The organism is Xanthomonas sp. NCPPB 3570 (assembly GCF_056725115.1).
Window position 1 is genome coordinate 4,025,042 of sequence record NZ_CM161513.1, and the last position, 16,254, is coordinate 4,041,295.

General features: G+C 68.9%; 13 protein-coding genes. 4 read left to right on the forward strand and 9 right to left on the reverse strand.

Translation table 11 applies throughout. The features are described 5' to 3' along the window. Positions 1-25: 25 nt before the first annotated feature. Together dusB and AC1PLR_RS17380 are read left to right on the forward strand one after the other, a co-directional pair. Positions 26-1,024: a tRNA dihydrouridine synthase DusB gene (dusB, locus tag AC1PLR_RS17375; protein ID WP_481101786.1), complete on the forward strand. Its 999-nt coding sequence runs from the start codon at positions 26-28 to the stop codon at positions 1,022-1,024. A gap of 23 nt (positions 1,025-1,047) precedes the next feature. After that, positions 1,048-1,875: a class I SAM-dependent methyltransferase gene (locus tag AC1PLR_RS17380; protein ID WP_010342188.1), complete on the forward strand. Its 828-nt coding sequence runs from the start codon at positions 1,048-1,050 to the stop codon at positions 1,873-1,875. Between the two features lie 246 nt (positions 1,876-2,121). On the opposite strand, the gene AC1PLR_RS17385 is transcribed toward AC1PLR_RS17380, so the two are convergent. The 4 genes from AC1PLR_RS17385 to AC1PLR_RS17400 all read right to left on the reverse strand — a co-directional run bounded on the left by AC1PLR_RS17385 (position 2,122) and on the right by AC1PLR_RS17400 (position 6,132). Further along, positions 2,122-2,808 carry a hypothetical protein gene (locus AC1PLR_RS17385; protein WP_481101787.1) on the reverse strand — a complete coding sequence of 229 codons (687 nt, stop codon included), beginning with the start codon at positions 2,806-2,808 and terminating at the stop codon, positions 2,122-2,124. Between the two features lie 325 nt (positions 2,809-3,133). Further along, a complete protein-coding gene (locus AC1PLR_RS17390; RefSeq protein WP_481101788.1) occupies positions 3,134-4,207 on the reverse strand; it encodes a metal-dependent hydrolase in 1,074 nt (357 codons plus the stop codon). A 354-nt stretch (positions 4,208-4,561) separates the two neighbouring features. Beyond that, positions 4,562-5,254, reverse strand: coding sequence for a hypothetical protein (locus AC1PLR_RS17395; protein WP_481101789.1), 693 nt, complete (start codon positions 5,252-5,254; stop codon positions 4,562-4,564). A 197-nt stretch (positions 5,255-5,451) separates the two neighbouring features. Further along, the gene (locus tag AC1PLR_RS17400) at positions 5,452-6,132 is read right to left on the reverse strand and encodes a hypothetical protein (protein ID WP_481101790.1); all 681 of its coding nucleotides are present in this window, start codon (positions 6,130-6,132) and stop codon (positions 5,452-5,454) included. A 363-nt stretch (positions 6,133-6,495) separates the two neighbouring features. Here AC1PLR_RS17400 and AC1PLR_RS17405 point away from each other — a divergent pair, with 363 nt between their 5' ends. After that, positions 6,496-6,882 carry a hypothetical protein gene (locus AC1PLR_RS17405; RefSeq protein WP_481101791.1) on the forward strand — a complete coding sequence of 129 codons (387 nt, stop codon included), beginning with the start codon at positions 6,496-6,498 and terminating at the stop codon, positions 6,880-6,882. Between the two features lie 69 nt (positions 6,883-6,951). Here the strand turns inward: AC1PLR_RS17405 and AC1PLR_RS17410 are convergent, their stop codons facing one another. The 3 genes from AC1PLR_RS17410 to olsF all read right to left on the reverse strand — a co-directional run bounded on the left by AC1PLR_RS17410 (position 6,952) and on the right by olsF (position 12,076). Beyond that, positions 6,952-8,946, reverse strand: a complete 1,995-nt coding sequence (locus tag AC1PLR_RS17410; protein WP_481101792.1) for a tetratricopeptide repeat protein — start codon at positions 8,944-8,946, stop codon at positions 6,952-6,954. A 599-nt stretch (positions 8,947-9,545) separates the two neighbouring features. Beyond that, entirely contained in the window at positions 9,546-10,364 is an 819-nt protein-coding gene (locus AC1PLR_RS17415) for a UDP-2,3-diacylglucosamine diphosphatase (protein WP_481101793.1), read from the reverse strand. Beyond that, positions 10,361-12,076, reverse strand: coding sequence for a bifunctional ornithine lipid synthase OlsF (olsF, locus tag AC1PLR_RS17420; RefSeq protein WP_481101794.1), 1,716 nt, complete (start codon positions 12,074-12,076; stop codon positions 10,361-10,363). Before olsF ends, AC1PLR_RS17415 begins: the two co-directional genes overlap by 4 nt. Positions 12,077-12,282: 206 nt before the next feature. On the opposite strand from olsF, the gene metK reads away from it, so the two are divergent. Then, complete coding sequence (gene metK, locus AC1PLR_RS17425; RefSeq protein WP_010342184.1) at positions 12,283-13,494, forward strand: methionine adenosyltransferase; 1,212 nt, start codon at positions 12,283-12,285, stop codon at positions 13,492-13,494. 376 nt (positions 13,495-13,870) lie between these two features. On the opposite strand, the gene AC1PLR_RS17430 is transcribed toward metK, so the two are convergent. Then, on the reverse strand, positions 13,871-15,088 hold the full coding sequence (locus AC1PLR_RS17430; RefSeq protein ID WP_481101795.1) for a histidine-type phosphatase: 1,218 nt from the start codon (positions 15,086-15,088) through the stop codon (positions 13,871-13,873). Positions 15,089-15,132: 44 nt separating this feature from the next. Beyond that, on the reverse strand, positions 15,133-16,209 hold the full coding sequence (locus AC1PLR_RS17435) for a Ca2+-dependent phosphoinositide-specific phospholipase C (RefSeq protein WP_481101796.1): 1,077 nt from the start codon (positions 16,207-16,209) through the stop codon (positions 15,133-15,135). Positions 16,210-16,254 lie beyond the last annotated feature (45 nt).

Genomic DNA, 16,254 nt, shown 5'->3' on the forward strand with positions numbered 1-16,254 from the left:
GCATACGCCCCGCTACACTACGCGCATGCGCATCGGCCCCTACACGATCGAACCGAAGGTGATCCTGGCACCGATGGCCGGGGTCACCGACAAGCCGTTCCGGCTGCTGTGCAAGCGCCTGGGCGCCGGGCTGGCGGTGTCGGAAATGACCATTTCCGATCCGCGCTTCTGGCAGACCCGCAAGTCGCTGCAGCGCATGGACCATGCCGGCGAGCCGGACCCGGTCAGCGTGCAGATCGCCGGCACCGAACCGCAGCAACTGGCCGAGGCCGCGCGCTACAACGCCGACCATGGCGCGCAACTGATCGACATCAACATGGGCTGCCCGGCCAAGAAGGTCTGCAACGCCTGGGCCGGCTCGGCGCTGATGCGCGACGAGGCGCTGGTGGCGCGCATTCTCACTGCGGTGGTGAAGGCCTCGCCGGTGCCGGTGACGCTGAAGATCCGCACCGGCTGGGATTGCGACCACCGCAACGGCCCGGTCATCGCGCGCATCGCCGAGGACTGCGGCATCGCCGTGCTGGCGGTGCATGGGCGCACCCGCGACCAGCACTACAGCGGCCAGGCCGAATACGCCACCATCGCCCAGATCAAGGCGATGCTGCGCATCCCGGTGATCGCCAACGGCGACATCGACTCCCCGCAGAAAGCGGCGCAGGTGCTGGCCGCGACCGGCGCCGATGCGGTGATGGTGGGGCGCGCGGCGCAGGGCCGGCCGTGGATCTTCGGCGAGATCGCGCACTATCTGGCCACCGGCGAACTCCTGCCGGCGCCGTCGCTGGCGTTCGTGCGCGACACCCTGCTCGGCCACCTGCAGGCCCTTCACGATTTCTACGGCGAGACGCAAGGCGTGCGCATCGCGCGCAAGCACCTGGGCTGGTACGCCAAGGATCGGCCCGAGAACGCCGCGTTCCGCGCCGTGGTCAACCGTGCCGAGAGCGCGCAGGCGCAACTGGCGCTGACCGCCGAGTACTTCGATGCGCTGATCGCCGGCGTGCCACCGGCCTTGTCCGCCGCCGCCTGACGTTTTCTCCCTGGAGCACCGCCATGCGCTCGTCTCCCGACACCCCGACCTACCTGCACGGCTATTCCGACACCGAGCAGGCGCGCCTGCTGAAACAGGCGCGCTTGCTGGAAGCCACCCTGTTCAACCAGATCGACTACACCGGCGCGCGGCGCCTGCTCGAAGTGGGCAGCGGCGTCGGCGCGCAGACCGAAGTGCTGCTGCGGCGCTTCCCGGAACTGCACGTCACCGGCATCGACCTGAGCGAGGCGCAGTTGCAGGCCGCACGCGAGAACCTGCAGCGCATGCCCTGGTGCCAAGACCGCTATACCCTGCAGCAGGCCGATGCCGGCGACCTGCCGTTCCAGCCGCGCAGCTTCGATGCGGCGTTCCTGTGCTGGGTGCTGGAGCACGTACCGTCGCCGGCGCGGGTGCTCAGCGAAGTGCGGCGCGTGCTGGCGCCGGGCTCGCCGGTGTACGTGACCGAGGTGATGAACGCCTCGTTCCTGCTGCATCCGTACTCGCCGAACGTATGGCGCTACTGGATGGCGTTCAACGACTTCCAGTACGACCATGGCGGCGACCCGTTCGTCGGCGCCAAGCTCGGCAACCTGCTGCTGGCCGGCGGCTATCGCGACGTCAGCACGCAGATCAAGACCCTGCACCTGGACAACCGCGAACCGGCGCGGCGCAAGACCATGATCGGGTTCTGGGAAGAACTGCTGCTGTCGGCTGCCGAACGCCTGCTGCAGGCCGGCGCGGTGGATGCGGAGACCGTGGCCGGCATGCGCCGGGAAATGGCGCAAGTACAGAGCGACCCGGACGCGGTGTTCTTCTATTCGTTCGTGCAAGCGCACGCGACGGTGTATTGAGCGGCGTCGACGGCGGTGCTGGTGAAGCCTGTGTATCGAGCGGCGATCGCGACGTTGCCGGGCGAAGCCGCGTTTGCTGGCGATGCGGGTCGGCTTGGCTCAGTCTCCTGCAGAAGTCCGGATCAACGCGGCGCCTGTACACCCGAATAGTGGCAACATGGCCCGCATTCTCTTTTTGATGAAAAGGCGTCCCCATTGGGAACGCCTTTCTTCATCTGCACTCCCTGAAGCAGCTTAGGGGAGGCACTATTGGTAGGCGTAGAGCGGGAAATATCCCTGTGAAGCAAGTACATGAAACGCTGCGCGCGAGGTGGCAGCACCCAACTCGCCGTCACGAAACAGAAAGTAACCGACTGCATCGCACCCTGAGACCCACAACCAGCCCTGGTTCGGGTCCGGAGACGCAGCGTATTTCGCCGTGGTGCCGGCCGCGAATTTGGACCAGTAGCGCGCGGAGTGTCTGAGCACGCTCAGCCCGCCCAGCACCAGCGCGCCGTTCTTCGACTTGGGATCGAGCCGTGCGATGCCTTCCCGTTCCAATTCCTCGAATTGCACCGCCGCCGCGTCCAGGCTCCCGGCGTTCTGCACGATCTGGTCCATGCGCACGATGAACGAGAACTCGTAGGCACTGAGTTCCTGGCGTAGCCCGGTCAGGCTCTCGGTCATCGGCCGGGTCGGATCGATCGCATCGATCATGGGCTTGCGCGTGGCGATGAAGCGCTCCAGCGGCATGCCGGGATCGTAGCCGCACTTCTCGACCAGGACAGCGAGGTCCTCGTCGGGCGAGACCTTGGTATCCATCAGGCAGCCGAGGTACATGTTGTGCTTGATGCCCGCCTGGTCCATCGGGTTCTCGGCCGCTAGCGCGGGGGCGGCGCCAAAAGCACTGCCGATCAGGAGCGCGGCAGCCGCGCCAAAAAGCGTTTTGTTCATGAACATTCTCATGCAATAGATGGGAAGAGGATGGCCTAGGCCTCCAGAAGTTCTTGAGGAGGACACCTGCGAGGCGACCACCGCCGCATCGGCACACGACGCGATGCGACGGTTTCAGGCTAGGCGGGTCTGCGGCGACGCACGAGGGCAAAATCGGGTCGCGACGGGAACGAACCGGGTCGAATTGGCGAACTGGGCATCACCGCTGCAGTGCGGAGACGCGGCCCTGGCTTGCAGCGGGCGCTCCATGATCGAAGAATTAATGCTTGCGCCGATTCGTTCCCCAATGAGGGCGCGCCATGCCTCGGTCGATTGTGTGCCGTGCTCAACGCGCCGCTGTCGGCACCTGCGCACCGACCGGCACGGGCGACGCCGGTTCGACCCAGATCCGTTGCCACATCCGCGCCAGCGCTGCCCGAATCTGCCCACGTGCCGCCGGCGCCCGGTACGCCGCCTGCAGCTGTCGCGGCGGAATCGCCTGCCAGCCATTGCCCTGCTGGCGCGCCACCGCGAAGTTGAAGTTGTAGTCTGGCTCCAGGCCCATGCGCAGGTCGCTGAGCACCAGTTCGCCGTCCTTGACCTGCGCGCGCATGAAGCCGCGGTTGAACCAGCTCAATCGCTGCACCACCGGCAGCTCGCGCACCTGCGCCAGCGCCTGGGTGTTGGAAGGATAGCCCTGGAAGCGCATCGGCCCGCGATCGGCGACCAGCGAGCGCTCGCCGATCACGTAGCCGCTCGGCGTCATCGCCACCACCCGCCACAGCAATGTGTTGAACGGCATCGGTACCGAGAAGCGCGGCGCCTGCGCCAAGCCGATCGCCGCCAGCGCGCGGTCGGCCTCGCGATCGACCAGGTGCTTGGCCAGCAGCGACCAGCCCAAATAGGCGCTGCTCAACAGCAAACCGACCAGCAACGCCTGCTGCCCCACGCGGCGCGCGCGGGCGAACCAGGCGATGGCGCAGGCCAGCAGCAGCCACAGCGTGTAGGCGGGATCGATGATGAACACGCTCGACCACATCGTCGGCGGCGGCCGCAGCGGCCACCACAGCTGCGTGCCGTAGACGGTGAACGCATCCAGCAGCGGATGGGTGATCAGCGCCAGCTGGATCGCCCAGAACCAGCGCCGTGGCGCTTCGGCGACCCGTCCATGGCCGAAGCGCCGGAACAGCCACCAGATCAGCCAGCCCAGCAGCGGCAGCACGAACAGCGAATGGCTGACGCTGCGATGCACCGTCATCAACGTGACGGGATCGCGGGTCAGCGGCAACAGGATCAGCGAATCGAGATCGGGCACGGTGCCAAGCGCGGCACCCGCAAGCAGAGCCGCGCGCCGATGCGTAGCCGGCGCGATGGCGGCGGCAATGGCGCCGCCGAGGACGATCTGGGTAAGGGAATCCATCGGCCGATGCTAGCAGCGATGCGGGGATGGGGCACAGCGATGCAGGGCGGCCGCAGCACTGCCGCGCCCGGTTGCACATACCGGCCGGCACGCTGCGAATCACATAGAGCCGGCTCGCTCCTGACATCCGGTTGGGCGGCTGCCAGCACGCCGCACCGGGAGTGTGGAGAGGCCTCCCATGGGAAGCGAGGTTGCTGGCGACAAGCAGGCCGCCTTGGCTCAACGGTCTGCAGAAGCACGGTGCAGTGCTGCGCCCGCACACGAGATGTCCGCCTTCCGGGTGTGCCCGATGCAGAAAGGCGCCCCCGATGGGGGACGCATCTGCCTATTTCATCTGCGTTGCCTGAAGCAGGATCATGGAGAAGACTCTTGGGATGCGTAGAGTGGGAAATATCCTTCAGAAAGGAGGATGCCAAAGGCCAGAAACGACATGCCTGACGCCATTTCGCTGTCACCAAAGAGAAAGTAGCCCACCGCATCACTCGCTGCGACGATCGCCCAGCCCGTGTGCGGAGGCGCAGCCTGTCTCGATGTGGTGTCGGCCGCAAATTTGGACCAGTAGCGCGCGGAGTGTCTGACCACGCTCAGCCCGCCCAGGACCAGCGCGCCGTTCTTCGACTTGGGATCGAGCCACGCGATGCCTTCCCGTTCCAATTCCTCGAATTGCACCGCCGCCGCGTCCAGGTCCTGGGCGTTCTGCACGATCTGGTCCATGCGCACGATGAACGAGAATTCGTAGGCGCTAAGCTGCTGGCGCAGTCCAGCCAGGTTCTCGGTCATCGGTCGGGTCGGGTCGATCGCGTCCACCATGGGCTGCCGCGTGGCGATGAAGCGCTCCAACGGCATGCCGGGGTTATAGCCGCACTTTTCCACCAACACGGCAAGGGCATCTGCGGGCGAGGCGTTGGTCTCCATCAGGCAGCCCAGGTACATGTTGTGCTGGATGCCAGCCTGGTCGACCGGGTTCTCGGCCGCCAGCGCGGGGGAGGCACCGAAGGCACTGCCGGCCAGAAGGACGGCGGTCATTGCAAAAAGTCTTTTGTTCATGGACATCCTCGTGAAATGGAGGGGTAGCAGGTGGCCAGGTGTCCGGGCGTTCCTGCGCAAGGCCCCGGCAAGGCAACCACTGGCGCACCGGCAGTCAGCGCGATGCGGCATACGGGAAGACGCCCACCGGGCGCCTTCCCCTTCTACGTGCCCGCTCAGGTCGGGGTTCCCAAAGACTGGCGAGCAGATGGATCGGCTCACGGTTGCGGATTGGGAGTCGGAGTCGTCGTACCGAAGATCGCACCATGGGCCTGGTTGGAGGCCGAGGCCGACGTGCCGACATTCTCATTGGAAGCAAAATAGCCAAGGACATCCACTGCGATGACAGCCAACCATTTCCAGAAACGTCCTTTCGCCGTGACACCATCGCCGCTCTCGGCCGCATGCTTGGACCAGTACTGGGTGGAGTGCCTGGCCACGCTCATCCCGCCCAGGATCAGCGCGCCATTCTTCGACTTGGGATCGAGCCGCGCGATGGCTTCCCGCTCCAGTTCCTCGAACTGCAGCGCTGCCGAATCCAGATCCTCGGCGTTCTGCACGATCTGGTCCATGCGCACGATGAACGAGTATTCGTAGGCACTGAGCTGCTGACGCAGCCCGGGCAGGTTCTCGGTCATCGGCCGGGTCGGGTCGATCGCGTCGATGATGGGCTGCTGCGTGGCGACGAAGCGTTCCAGCGGCACGCCGGGGGCATAGCCGCACTTCTTGACCAGCAGGGTCAGCGCGTCTTCGGCCGTGGCATTCAGGTCCATCAGGCAGCCCAGGTACATGTTGTGCTGGATGCCGGCCTGGTCGACCGGGTTTTCGGCCGCCAGCGCAGGCGCGCCGACGACACTGCCCACCAGCAGAGCGGTTGCGACAAGGAACTTCTTCTTCATGAGCGTTCTCTCGCTATATGGAAGTGACTGGAGATGGCTGGGGTGCGTGGATCGCCCCCGGGGGATGGCCACCGCCGCATCGGCAGACGCTGCGATCCGGCGATTCCAGGCTAGGCAGCGCGTCGGCGCGGCACGAGGGCGAAGCCGGGCCGCCCACGGAACGAACCGGGTCGGATTGGCGACGCCGTGCCAGGCGGAGCGACTGCACAGTGGCGCGCCTCGCGCCTGCACCACGGATGCCACGGCCGAAAAATCAACGCCTTAGGTGGATTTATTCCCGATCTATACCCGCGGATGCGCTGGAATCCGCACCGCCGCCATTCGTAGGCTGCAGGTCTCTTCTCTGCGCGTTGCGAGGTTCCGATGTCCACCCACTGTTCCCTCTTTCATGCCGCCCTCGTCGCGGTGCTGCTTGCCCTGCCCCTGGCCGCCCACGGCCACGACACCCTGCCGCCGGACTGGTGCCTGGAGCAGGACCAAGAGCCGGAGGTGGTGGTGAAGTTCGATTTCGACGGCGAGCAATTGCGGCAGACGATGGACAAGTGCGGGGTGGTCGACAGCCACGAGCCGTACACGAACACGCTGAACACCGTCGCCGCCTATTGCGAGGTGGTGGCGCCGTCGCGATCGGCCAAGCCCATCGTGCTCGGCCCGACGACCTTCCTGGCCCGCGACCACCACAGCAGCTACCGCATGGAACACGGCCTGAAGGGCGCGTGCGTGGTCTGCCCGGCCAAGCGCGGGCGCTGACGCACCATGCAGGCGCGCGCGCCGATTAGCGCAGCCGACGATCGCCGACAGCAGAAGTGCCGGGCTTGCTCAGCCGAGCGCGTCCCGGCGGGTGTAGGCAAGCACCGTGTCGATCCGCGACTGCAAGGCGGCGCGCGCCTCTGCCGACAGACCCTCGCAGTGTGCGAGCACGAAATAGGCCGAGCGCAGCACGTCGCGCCAGCGCGGGTTGCGCGGCAGCTTGGAGACCGTCAGGTAGCGCTCCATCGCCCGCGCACGCAGGCGGCCGTCGTCGATGTTGACGCGCCAGATCCGGCTGCGCTCGGCCAACTCCAGCCGGCCGGTCGCCGTGGCGCGCTCCCAGGTGTCGATGACCGCCAGCATCAAGTCGACCAGCGCGCGCCGAAACGCGTCGCGCAACGCAGGCGCGGCGGCCGACTCTTGCGCGTGCTTGGCCTGCGCGGTGTCCGACGCCGCGCTACTGTCGCGCTCCTGCAGGGCGAGCACGACCAGGCCATCGCCGCCCTGCCAGGGCGCGAGAGTGGCGGCGAGCGGCACGCCGTGTCGCGCCACGACCTCAAGGCGCTGCGCGGCGCTGTCCTCCATCCGCTCAAGGGCAGCCTGCAAGGCCGGGCGGTCGCTCTCGGCAACGCAGGCGAACACCGCCTGCCCGACTGGTTCGGCGGCGTCCGCGCCGCCAAGCAACAGGCGGCCGGCACGATTGGTGGCCAGCACCTGGCCTTCGGCATCAAGCAGGCACAACGCATCCTCGCGACTGTCGAGCAAGGTCTGCAGCAGGCTGCGATCCTCGGCCAGCGCATCGGCCTCGCGCCGATAGCGCGCGAGCTGCTCCTCGTGGCGGACCTGCTGCGCGGCCTGCAACACGCGCTCACGCTGCCGGCGACGCTGCAACCACAGCCACACGCCGAGCACGGCGGCGACGCCGGACACCAGCGCCAGCCACAGCAACAGCGTGCGTTGACGCAGTTGGACCTGGCGCAGGCGGTTTTCGCTCTGCAGGGCATCGATGGTGCGCTGCTTTTCGGCGGTATCGAAACGGACCCGCAACCAATCCAGTTGGCGATCGTGCTGCGCGCGCACCAGCGCGGCGGCTTCCGCGTTCGCGCGCCGCAGCGTGGCGATGGCCGCCACCGTATCGCCACTGCCTTCCTGCAGCCGCGCCAGTTCCTCCAGCAACGGTACCCGCACCGGATCGCCGCCGGCGGCCGCCGCCAGTGCCGCGCGCAGGCGGGCCACGGCGGCCGCGGTATTGCCTTCGAGCCGCGACGTCCGCGCCAGTTGCAGTTGCAATGCAGACGGCAACGGCAGCGCCCATGCCTCGGCCAGCGCCAGCGCACTGGAACTCCAGCGCTGCGCCTGCGCCACGTCGCCAAGCGCCAGTGCCGCGCGGATCAGGCCATCGTGCACGCGCAGTTCGTACACCCGGCGGCCCTGCGCGCGGTACACGGCCAGGGCCTCCTGCAACCAGGCCAGCGCCTGCGCCGTGTCGCCACTGTCGAGCGCCAGCTCGGCCATGGTTTCCTGCACATGTGCGGCCTCGATGGCGTCGCCCTGTGCGCGGTTGGCGGCCAGTGCGTCGCGGTAGTAGCGCATGGCGGTGACGGGCTCGCGCAGCTCGCGATACACGTCGGCGATATTGGTGAGCACCGAGGCCGACGCCGCGCCGCGCGCGCGTTGCAGATCCAGGCTCAGCGTCAGGTTGCGCAGGGCGCCGCGGAAATCGCCGAGCCGGCGCAGCGCCGCACCGACATTGTTCAGGTCGCGCGCCTCGCCGGCACGGTCGTGCAGCGAGCGGGACAGCGCGGCCGCGCACTCGAAGCGCGCCAGCGCCTGCGGCAGGCGCTCGCGGCGGAAATCGAGAATGCCGCGGCGGCGGGTGAGCTCGTAGCGCGATCGCGCATCGCTGGCATCGCCGATGTTGGCTTCGGCGCAGTCCAGCGCCTGCTCGGCGGCATCGAAACGGCCGCCGTCGAGCTGCTCCTTGGCCCGTGCGAACAGCGCGCCCACGCGCGTGTCGCCGGCTGCGTGCGAGGTCGACAGACCGGCCTGCTGCACGCACAGCATCGCATCCGGAAGTGTGCGGGGGGCTTCGGCATCCGTGCAGCCGTAGACCGTGTTCTGCGCGATGGCTGTTGCACTCGTCGCAAGCAGCAGGCCCAAACAGACGACGCCAGGGCGTACCCGCTGCCGAGCGCATGCCGCAGCAGCGCACGCATGCAGCAGATGGCCGGAACACGCAGACCATCCCGGGCGCAACCAGGTCCATGCGGATCGCAGCGACCAGCCACACCATGCCTTCCCTGGTTTCACGTTCTCCACGACTCCAGAACCGCTGACCGAACCACGGCATCGTTGCACCGCAGCGATATCGCGCGGTGCGGCGACCAAGCTCGAGCATCGACACCTGCCCGGGCGTGCCGCTCCGACGCAATGCAGTAGACCCGATGCGACGAAGGCCGGGCAAGCGGACGCGGCGGCGACGCGCGAGCCGTTCGATCACCGTGGAATGCGCGTCACGCTCGGTTCTACGCTTCCGTCCACGACGTGAGCGACACCGATGCGGTCGTGTGCGCGGCGCGGGTCTCTACAACACCGGACGTGGAGGACATTCCCAGGCGCACTTGCCTGGGAAATGCGGGGCCATCCCGGACGGGCCGGCAGCTTCAGGCCGCGCGCGGCCAGGCCTTCTCCTGCACCAGCCGCAGGCGCGGCGGCAGTTCGCGCAGCACCTCGCCGCGGTGCGAGAGCAGGCGCAGCGTGCCGTCGGCCTCCTCGGCGAGCGCAGTGAGGTTTTCGACCCAATCGCCGTCGTTGGCGTAGACCAGGCCGTCGCGTTCGAACAGCCCGGCGCGGTGCACGTGGCCGCAGATCACCCCATCCAGGCCGCGACGGCGCGCGTCGTCCAGGCCGGCGGCGACGAAGCGCTCGATGTAGCGCTCGGCGGCGCTGCTCTGCCGCTTCAGGTAGTCGGCCAGCGACCAGTAGCGCATGCCCAGGCGGCGGCGCACGCGGTTGGTCAGTTGATTGCCGGTGAGGATGCGGTAGTACAGCCAGTCGCCGAACTTCTCCTGCAGGCCACCGAACTGGGTCACGCTGTCGTAGTCGTCGCCGTGCACCACCAGCAGGCGGCGTCCGTCGGCGGTGGCGTGCACCGCGCGCCGGCGCACCTGCATCGCCGGCAGTGCGAGTCCGCAGAAGCGGCGGATCGGGCGGTCGTGGTTGCCGGGGACGTAGATCAGTTCGGTGCCGCCGCGGGCCAGCGCGTGCAGCGCATCGACCACGCGCTGGTGCGCGGCGCCCCACACCGCGCGGCGCTGCGCCATCCACCAGAAGTCGACGATGTCGCCGACCAGGTACAGCTGGTCGCAGTGCAGGCCGCCGAGGAAGTCGGCCAGTTCGCGCGCATGGCAATGCGGCGCGCCCAGATGCACATCGGAGACGAACACCGCGCGGCGCGGCGCCAGGCTGTTGAGCGGACTCATGCCACCACCTCTGCTTCGTTGCGGGGACGTTCGAGGTAGCGCGCGCGCTTCTTGCTGCGGATGCGCTGCAGATCCAGCTCGATCAGGCCGTCGACGGCGTCGTTGAACGCCGGGTCCACGCCGAAGGCGAGGAAGCGCGCACCGCCGGGCTCGCACAGATCGGTGTACTGCTTGTAGAGCATCGGCACCGCCGCGCCCAGCGCGTCGAGGTTGCCCTTGAGCACCTTGAAGGCGGTGTCGGCGTCGAGTTCGTCGAATGCCGGCGGCGCTTCCGGATACGGGAACGGCCGCGCCGAGGCGGCTTCGCCGCTGGCGTCGCCGTAGTAGCGCGCGTAGTAGGCCACGATCTGCTCGCGCGCCTCGTACGGCAGCGCGGCGCTGATCGACACCGCGCCGAACAGGTAGCGCACCTGCGGATGGTCCTGTAGATAGGCGCCGATGCCTTGCCACAGGTAATCGATGCTGCGGCTGCCCCAGTAGTCCGGCACCACGAAGCTGCGGCCCAGTTCCATGCCCGCGGCGATGCGCGGCAGCATGCCCTCGCCGTAGCGGAACAGTTCGGCGGTGTAGAAGCCAGCCAGGCCGCGTTCGGCCAGCACCGGCGCGCCGCGGGCGACCCGATACGCGCCGACCACGCGCGTGGCGGCCCCGTCCCACAGCACGATGTGTTCGTACCAGGTGTCGTAGTCGTCCAGATCCAGACGCCGGCCGGTGCCCTCGCCCACCGCACGGAAGGTCAGTTCGCGCAGGCGGCCGATCTCACGCAGCAGCGCCGAGCCGGCACGCAGCCGGCCGACGCGGATCTGCTTGCCATCCAGGGTATGGCCGAGGCTGCGCAGCCCGGCCACTTCCACCGCCAGTTGTGCCGGGTCCTCGGCGGCGACCAGCGCTTCCTCGCTCGGCGCGGCCTGTCCACCGCTGCGGCCGAGCGCATACAGCTCGCTGCGCAGGCGCCGCATCAGATCGGCTTCGGGCAGGTCCTGCGGCAGCGCGCGGGCGCGGCCCAGGCTGAGCGCGATGCGGCGCTCGCGACGAGCGAACATCTCCCGCGCCAGCAGCGCGGTCCCGGCTGGCTTGAACAGTGCCGAGGCGCCATAGAACAGCGCCGAGTTGCGCGCATGGATACGCACCGGCAGCACCGGCGCGGCGGTACGCAGGGCAAAGCGCAGGAAGCCGCGGCGCCAGCGCCCGTCGGCGACGCCGCCCCAGCCCAGCCGCGAGACCTCGCCGGCCGGGAACACGATCACACATTGCTCCTGGGCCAGCGCCTGCTCGATCGCCCGCACGCTGGCCGGCGACGGCGCGCCGCCGAGGATGCGCACCGGCAGCAGCAGGTCGCGCAGGCCTTCCAGCGCCCACAGGAAATCGTTGGCGACGATCTTCACGTCGCGCCGCACCTGGCCCACGCAGTCCAGCAGGGCCAGCGCATCCAGCGCGCCGGAAGGATGGTTGGCGACGATCAGCAGACGCCCGCGCGCCGGAATGCATTCGGCGGCGGTCGGTGCGACCACGTAGCGGGCCTGCAGGAAATCCAGTCCGGCCTGGACCAGGGCGAACCCGCGCAGGTCGCGGTTGGCCTCCAGGAACGCGTCCAGCGCGTCCAGTCCCGACCATTTCTGCAGACTACGCAGCAACGGCCGGACCAGCCGCGAGCGGCGTCCGGCAAACCAATGTGGGTAGCGGTCCTGAAGACGGCGTTCGAGTGCGAGCACGGCAAGCCCCCTTGCTGACTGCGCACAGCTTCGGCCGCGGCGGCGACACCGATCTTGCAATCTGGCTACGGCAAGGTGACGGACGCACCGTGGCGCGCCAACCGGTTAACCTTGGGCAACGTCCGCCCCGGGCATCATGCACGCCGCCCGGCGCCCGTGTATCATTCGCCTCCATCTTTTCATCCGAATACAAGGATATAGCCGCGATGTCCAGCTATCTCTTCACCTCCGAGTCGGTCTCCGAAGGCCACCCGGACAAGATCGCCGATCAGATCTCCGATGCGGTGCTCGACGCGATCCTGACCCAGGACAAGCGCGCGCGCGTGGCCTGCGAAACGCTGGTCAAGACCGGCGTGGCGATCGTCGCCGGCGAGATCACCACCAGCGCCTGGATCGATCTGGAAGCGCTGACCCGCAAGGTGATCCTGGACATCGGCTACAACAGCTCCGACGTCGGTTTCGACGGCGAGACCTGCGGCGTGCTCAACCTGATCGGCAAGCAGTCGCCGGACATCAACCAGGGCGTGGACCGCAAGAAGCCGGAAGAACAGGGCGCTGGCGACCAGGGCCTGATGTTCGGCTACGCCACCCGCGAGACCGACAGCTTCATGCCGGCCGCCATCCACCTGTCGCACCGCCTGGTCGAACAGCAGGCCAAGGTGCGCAAGAAGAAGAACTCGCCGCTGGCGTGGCTGCGCCCGGACGCCAAGAGCCAGGTCACTCTGCGCTACGAAGACGGCGTGGCGACCGCGATCGACGCAGTGGTGCTGTCCACCCAGCACGATCCGGACATCAAGCAGAAGCACCTGGTCGAAGCCGTGCGCGAGGAGATCCTCAAGCCGGTGCTGCCGGCCAAGTGGCTGCACAAGGGCACCAAGTTCCACATCAACCCGACCGGCAAGTTCGTGATCGGCGGGCCGGTGGGCGACTGCGGCCTGACCGGGCGCAAGATCATCGTCGACACCTACGGCGGCTGGGCGCGCCACGGCGGCGGCGCGTTCTCCGGCAAGGATCCGTCCAAGGTCGACCGTTCGGCCGCCTACGCCGCGCGCTACGTCGCCAAGAACGTCGTCGCCGCCGGCTTGGCCGACCGCTGCGAAGTGCAGGTCTCCTACGCCATCGGCGTGGCCGAGCCGACCTCAATCTCGGTCACCACCTTCGGCACCGGCAAGATCGCCGACGACAAGATCGAGAAGCTGATCCGCAAGCATTTCGACCTGCGTCCGTTCGGCATCATCCAGATGCTCGACCTGATCCACCCGATGTACCAGCAGACCGCCTCGTACGGCCATTTCGGCCGCACCCCGAAGGCCTTCACCTACACCGACGGCACCGGCGCCCAGCACCAGGCCACCGCGTTCTCGTGGGAGAAGACCGACCGCGCCGAGGCGCTGCGCGCGGACGCCAAGCTGAAGTAAGCCGGCCTGCCGCGCTTGCAAGAAAGAACGGGCCGCATTGCGGCCCGTTCTGCGTTTGGGTGGTGGGTGGTGCTGAGCCGTCGACGCAGGCCCTGTCGCGGGATGCGCCGTCGTAGGCGCCACCGCCGCCGTGGCTGGGCGTCACGACGCAGCCCCGTCGCGGCTGAAGCCGCTCCTACAGGATCAGCGGCAGATCGTTGTCGCCTGCACGCAAAGGGCACGGCATCGCGATGCCGGCAACGCGTCATCCATCCACGCGTCAGCGCACCGTCCGCCGTAGGAGCGGCTTCAGCCGCGACTGGCATTCCGGGGAACGCCTGTCGCGGCTGAAGCCACTCCTACGCTGAGCGGACGAGCAGACGCGCGAAGAACCGCCTCAGCCGCGCCGCTGCAGCGCCGCCTGCAGCAGCGACTCGAACTTCGGCAGCGGACACAGCCCGGTCGTGGCGTCGCTGCACCCAGGGATCTGCAGCGTCTGCAGCAGCGGCGGGTGGCGCAGGCTCAATGGGGTCAGTGCGCGCAGTTGATCCAGCGACTGCGCCTGGTAGCGCACGCGCACGTAACGCTCACCGTTGGATGCATCGCGCACCTGCTCCACCACCAGCGCGCCGCCCGGGGGCGCGTCGTCGCGGCCGAAGCCGGGCAGATGGAAGTGCAGGTCAAGCAGGCCGCTGAGCGCGGCGATGTGGGTGTCGCTGGCGACCAGCACGCTCAGCCGCGGCGCGTCGTCCGCGCCCAGCGTGTCCAGCAGCCGATGCGCCAGCGGCGCGCCCGCGCGCGCGGCCATGTACTGCGGCCGTGCGTAGATCTCGAACAGCAAGGCGTGCAGTCGCGACACCGCGGCGATGCGCGCCGGCGTCGCGCGGCCCCAGCCGACCTGGTCCAGCGGCATGCCTTCGGCGTACTGCAGGATGAACACCTCGGCCGTGCCCGAGGTCAGGTCCAGCGGCCCGTGCAGGGCCAGGCTGCGCCCGTTCGCGCCCGCGGTCAGCGACGAGGGCATGTGCACGAAGTCGCAGCGCTCGGCGCAGCCGAGGATCTCCTGCATGGTGCGCAGTTCGCGCGCATACGGCGCCAGCACCGCGCCCGGGCCGCCGGTCTGGCGCTGGATCGAGGCCACCGCGGCGGCGGCATCGAACTCCACCGCGCCGGCTTCCACCGGGCGGAACAGCGGGTCGTCGCTGCCTTCGGGCTGATGGCCGGCCTGCAGATGGCAGCCGGGCGCCAGCGTGTCGGCGAGCAACTGCGCACTGACGATGGTGCGCTGGTCGGTGTTGGCGTAAATGCTGACCGTGCCGTCCGCAGGGCAGCCCTGCGCCGGCAGCACGCCATCGCGCAGCAGCCATTGCCGGGTGTAGTCGCCACTCCGCTCCACCGCCGTGCGGCCATGCGCGGTGAGCAGGCTCGGCGGCGTGTCCCACACCGGCCAGGGCTGCGGCGCCAGCGCGGCGGCCGCGGCCTCGCCCGGCAGCGGCGCGCGCACGCCGTGGCGGAACAGCATCCACACCTTTTCCACCTGCAGTGCGGGCGCGGCCTTGGGCGCCGGCCGCGCCTGCGCGCCCAATGCCGCCACCAGCAGCACGACCCACAGCATCCAACGCGTACCTGTTTTCATCATCGTCCCCAACATGGAAAGTCTCACGGTGCGCTCGTGCCGCACGCGGCCGTGACCCGGTCGCAGCGCAGGCCCGTGGCGATGCCGAGCCAATAGCCGAGGCGCTGCGGATCCGGCGCGCCGGCGTAGTAATCGGTGCTGATCCATTGCGCGCCGGCCTCCACTGCCGCCTGTGCGCGGCGGCGGTCGTGCGCGCGCGCCTCGCGGCCGTCGGTATCGGCGCGGGTGCGCACCACGAAGCCCTGCGCGACCAGGGCGCGGATCTTCGGCGCCTCGGCCAGCGGATCCTCGATCGACAGCACCGCGGCTTCCTGCTGGTCCGGCGCGTACCAGCCGAACATCATGCGTCCGCGCAGCGACGGATGCGCCTGGCGATACAGCGCCTCGTGCCGCGGATTGCCATCGAGCACGAACAGCATGCGGCCGCGCGCCTGCGCCACGCGTGGCCAGGCATGCGCCAGCACCGCCTCGCGCAAGCTCGGCGCGGCGCCGCGCACGTCGTCGGGCACGATCAGGCGCGGACGCCCGACGACCTCGGCGATGTCGCGGTCCAGTGAGTCCAGGTCGTTGGCGTCGAAGGCGGAGCGGTGCGGCCACAGGCCCGGCACCGGATCGAAATCCACCGCATTGACCAGCACCACCAGCGGCGTGTGCCGCGGGTGCGCGCGCGACCAGGCGGCAAGGATCGCCAGGCAGTCGCGGAAGCGCAGGCAATGGCTGGCGTAGTCCAGGCCCGGCTGGTGCAGCACCTTGGCGCCGGGCGCGTGCATGCGGGCCTGGGTCGCCACATCCGCCCGTGCATACGGCGCGGCGTACAGGCCGCCGTGCGGATCGGCGGCCACGTCGAGTTCGAGTTGCCGCAGCCCCAGCGCGAGCTGGGCCTGCAGCGAAGGATGGCCATAGGCCAGTGCCGGCCATTCGGCGGCGTCGTGCGCCTGCAGGCGCTGGCGCACCTGCGCGGTCGGCACCGGCCGATAGCTGTTGTGCGAGCCGAGCAATTGCACCTGGTCCAGGCGCAGGCCATCGATCGGCGCCGTCACCGGCGCCTCTGCCGCCATGGCCATTCCCGGCAGGATCGTCAGCGCCAGCCAGACGAACATCGCGGAGATGCCGACAACGCGCCACCCGCCGCGCGGCACAGGGCC

What these genes read in the sequence shown, in the direction of transcription:
- dusB (WP_481101786.1), top strand. Translation starts at nt 26, where the DNA reads ATGCGCATCGGCCCCTACACGATCGAACCGAAGGTGATCCTGGCACCG.
- AC1PLR_RS17380 (WP_010342188.1), top strand. Translation starts at nt 1,048, where the DNA reads ATGCGCTCGTCTCCCGACACCCCGACCTACCTGCACGGCTATTCCGAC.
- AC1PLR_RS17385 (WP_481101787.1), bottom strand. Translation starts at nt 2,808, where the DNA reads ATGAACAAAACGCTTTTTGGCGCGGCTGCCGCGCTCCTGATCGGCAGT.
- AC1PLR_RS17390 (WP_481101788.1), bottom strand. Translation starts at nt 4,207, where the DNA reads ATGGATTCCCTTACCCAGATCGTCCTCGGCGGCGCCATTGCCGCCGCC.
- AC1PLR_RS17395 (WP_481101789.1), bottom strand. Translation starts at nt 5,254, where the DNA reads ATGAACAAAAGACTTTTTGCAATGACCGCCGTCCTTCTGGCCGGCAGT.
- AC1PLR_RS17400 (WP_481101790.1), bottom strand. Translation starts at nt 6,132, where the DNA reads ATGAAGAAGAAGTTCCTTGTCGCAACCGCTCTGCTGGTGGGCAGTGTC.
- AC1PLR_RS17405 (WP_481101791.1), top strand. Translation starts at nt 6,496, where the DNA reads ATGTCCACCCACTGTTCCCTCTTTCATGCCGCCCTCGTCGCGGTGCTG.
- AC1PLR_RS17410 (WP_481101792.1), bottom strand. Translation starts at nt 8,946, where the DNA reads ATGCTGTGCGTGCAGCAGGCCGGTCTGTCGACCTCGCACGCAGCCGGC.
- AC1PLR_RS17415 (WP_481101793.1), bottom strand. Translation starts at nt 10,364, where the DNA reads ATGAGTCCGCTCAACAGCCTGGCGCCGCGCCGCGCGGTGTTCGTCTCC.
- metK (WP_010342184.1), top strand. Translation starts at nt 12,283, where the DNA reads ATGTCCAGCTATCTCTTCACCTCCGAGTCGGTCTCCGAAGGCCACCCG.
- AC1PLR_RS17430 (WP_481101795.1), bottom strand. Translation starts at nt 15,088, where the DNA reads ATGCTGTGGGTCGTGCTGCTGGTGGCGGCATTGGGCGCGCAGGCGCGG.
- AC1PLR_RS17435 (WP_481101796.1), bottom strand. Translation starts at nt 16,209, where the DNA reads ATGTTCGTCTGGCTGGCGCTGACGATCCTGCCGGGAATGGCCATGGCG.